The 3,073-nt window shown below is 63.9% G+C and carries 3 protein-coding genes; 1 reads left to right on the top strand and 2 read right to left on the bottom strand.

Annotation, left to right across the window (positions count from 1 at the left end):
• Positions 1-107: 107 nt before the first annotated feature.
• Positions 108-230, bottom strand: coding sequence for a type B 50S ribosomal protein L36 (gene ykgO, locus GOSPT_RS16725; protein ID WP_039856405.1), 123 nt, complete (start codon positions 228-230; stop codon positions 108-110).
• A 222-nt stretch (positions 231-452) separates the two neighbouring features.
• On the opposite strand from ykgO, the gene GOSPT_RS16720 reads away from it, so the two are divergent.
• Positions 453-1,652: an aminotransferase-like domain-containing protein gene (locus GOSPT_RS16720; RefSeq protein WP_005207612.1), complete on the top strand. Its 1,200-nt coding sequence runs from the start codon at positions 453-455 to the stop codon at positions 1,650-1,652.
• A 198-nt stretch (positions 1,653-1,850) separates the two neighbouring features.
• Here GOSPT_RS16720 and GOSPT_RS16715 read toward each other — a convergent pair.
• Positions 1,851-3,073: HNH endonuclease signature motif containing protein (locus tag GOSPT_RS16715; RefSeq protein ID WP_005207611.1), on the bottom strand; the 1,223-nt coding region annotated here is incomplete at its 5' end.

The raw sequence follows: 3,073 nt of genomic DNA, 5'->3' as shown, positions 1-3,073 counted from the left end.
CCCTATCGACGACCGCCGCCTATACGAGGAAGGACGGCCGCCTGAACGGACAGTGAATCACCGGGAGCCAGCCGACGGCTTTGATAGACGACGGCCAGCCGCCAGCGTCAGCCCTGACGACCCTTGTATCGAGGGTCCTTCTTGTTGATGACAAAGATGCGCCCGCGACGCCGCACCACCTGGGCGCCGGGCTTGTTCTTCAGTGAGCGAACCGAGTTACGTACCTTCATGACGCTATTGTAAACGATTGTCGTTATCGTTAGACAATCGATCCCATCCGCCACCAACGCACTCGGCCCCCTTGGGACCTGTCCACTATATGGGAATCAAATATCGAATATTGATATCGATCGTCTAGCCTCGTGGCAGGCGCTCCACCCGAAGCACCGCCTTTACGGTGACCATCCGCATCACCTCCCCCGTTCATTTCCCGAGAACAGGAGTGAAGCGCCATGCCGCCTTCCTCGACCATTCCCACAGTCCCGATCGAATCAGCAGCGCTGCGAGGCATTCGAGGGTCGGCGATTCGCGACCTCCTCGCCGTCACCGAGCAACCCGAAGTGCTGAGCCTCGCGGGCGGCCTTCCCGCCACCGATCTAATCCCGAGCGACCGGATAGCCGACGCCGCTGCACGAACGATCGGCCGGCCCGATGCGCTGCAATACACGACCAGCCGCGGAGTATCGCTCTGCCGCGATGTGGTTGCGAACATCGAAGCCGTCGATCCAGACCGAATCCTGCTGACGCACGGATCTCAGCAGGCGTTGTCGTTGCTTGCTCAGGCTCTGGTGGACCCTGGCGACGTCGTTGTCGTCGACGATCCCGTGTACGTCGGTGCCTTACAGGCGTTCCAATGCGTGCGCGCCGAGATCGTGGCCCTGCCGATCACGAGGAACGGCACGAACGTCGGAGAACTGTCGAGGCTCCTCGAACGCGGCGTCCGGCCGCGAATCGTGCACACAGTGAGCAATTTCCACAATCCCTCGGGAGTAACCGCGAGCACCGAGACCCGCACCGGTCTCGCCGATTTGGCCGAGACCTACGGTTTCTGGATCGTCGAGGACGATCCATACGGACGCCTTGCGTTCGACGGCGCGCCAACGAGCCCGATCCCCGGCGAACGGACCATCCGACTGGGCTCTGCGTCGAAGACATTGGCACCGGCACTGCGCGTTGGCTGGTTGAACGCGCCGCCGGCAGTGGTCGCGCTGGTGGAACGACTGAAACAGTCTGCGGACCTGTGCGGATCAACACTCAACCAACTCATGGTGGCCGACCTACTCGCGGACACAGAGTGGTTCGACGCCCACATCGACACAATCGCTTCGGCATACTCCCTCCGCGCACACGCCCTGACATCTGCTCTCGACGACGAGTTCGGCGATTCGGTCGAGTACACCTCACCCACCGGCGGAATGTTCTGCTGGGTACGACTGCCCGGGGTCGACACCAGCGAGCTCCTGAGTGTCGCACTGTCGTACGGCGTGGCGTTCGTTCCGGGTTCGGCATTCGCCGTCGATGCCGACCTCGGCGACAGCGCGCGACTCAGCTTCGCAACCCTGCAACCCGATGCACTTCGCGAAGCAGTTCGACGCCTCCGCACAGCTACCGACGATGTGGTCAGGCTTCGTAAATCTCCCGATGCCCGCTGAGATCTGAAGGTCGGCCCGGCATTGCTCCGTCTCCCCAACCACGCGTGCCCAACCTCGTGTGTCCACCACGTCTGCCCCGCCACCGGGATGTGGTGGCGGGGTGTAGACGGGTTGCGGCACAACCGGATTCGACGGCTCGCCCGGTTCGTCGGGCTAGCGTGTCGGCCGGGTCGGCGCGCGGGTCGGCTGACGTGGTGGTCAGGCTGCGTCGGCCAGCGGTGGGTCGACGCCTCCTGGCGGGTCGATGCCGCCGAGCCACCAGGGGCTGACTGGTGGGGCCGGACCTGTTGGCGCGTCCGGGTCTGTGGGCGAGTCGGGGTCGGGTGGATCAGTGACATTCCATTGGATGTCGACCCGCGCGCTGAGGCGCGGTGTATCGCCGGAAGGTATCGCGCCCAGCAGTGCGAGCTCGACGCCGGTCAACGTCGACTCATTCGCCCTCGGCGTACCGGGCGTCGAAGGCGGCGACATCATCCATGCACCGACTGCGTCCGCGACGATCTCGGCGTCGGCTGTACCCGTGCCTCGCGCGCCGATCTCAGTTACCGTCGCGCCCGTCCCGGCCGCGCGTGCAGCCGCTGCAGCCTCGTTACTCGTGTGTTCGGCGGTGAGGTAGTCGTGGAAATCGGCTTTGACGTCGGCGACGCGGTTGATACGTTCCGGATTCTGCGGCATGCCGGGTTTGGCGTTCAATCGCCACGCAACCCGGCCGGTATCGGGTCCGTCGGTGATCATGCGGGTGGTGAACTGGCCAGGCTTCTTGCCGACCCGCCGATTGTGCACATCACACGCCGGGACCAATTGGTCGATATCGGTCAACCCGCCGTCGGCCCAGTCTTTCGCAGCGTGATGCATCTGCACCCTGCTCGCGGGCTGATTACACCCCGGTGCGGAACACATCTTCCCGCCCGCCGAGGCAAACGACGCCAACCGCTGCCCCAACGACGCGATCCGCTTCGACCGACCCAAATACAACGGGATGCTGGTGTGGTCACCGAACACCGCCAAATACTGGCTGGCACCGGCGGTGGCGGCCATCTCGATCACGTCGTGGATTGGGAGGAGTGTTCCGGATGTGGTTTGTGCGATCCCTGCTTGTGCTTCCAACTCGTGCAGGCTGGTCGTGACGATCACCTGGATCGGTAATCCCCGGTGGGTGTTGCCCAACATCCCTGATTCGAGTACTTGCCCGAGGAGGGCGGAGAACGCGTCGTGATTGCGTTGGGCGGGTGAGCGTTGATCCCGCAACGCCGCCGCGACCTGCTCAGCGTTCGCGGTGGTGATCGGACCGACAGGTGAGTCGGGATCATCCGGGTTATTCATGCCGGGTTTTGCCCACGAGTCCAACACCGTATCCAGCCGGGCACGGGCAATCGGATCCAAATCAGCGGTCAACCGCGACATCAGTTGCGCGTTCTGCC

This window comes from Gordonia sputi NBRC 100414, assembly GCF_000248055.1.
Taxonomy (GTDB): domain Bacteria; phylum Actinomycetota; class Actinomycetes; order Mycobacteriales; family Mycobacteriaceae; genus Gordonia; species Gordonia sputi.
This window is presented reverse-complemented; position numbering and strand designations above follow the sequence as displayed.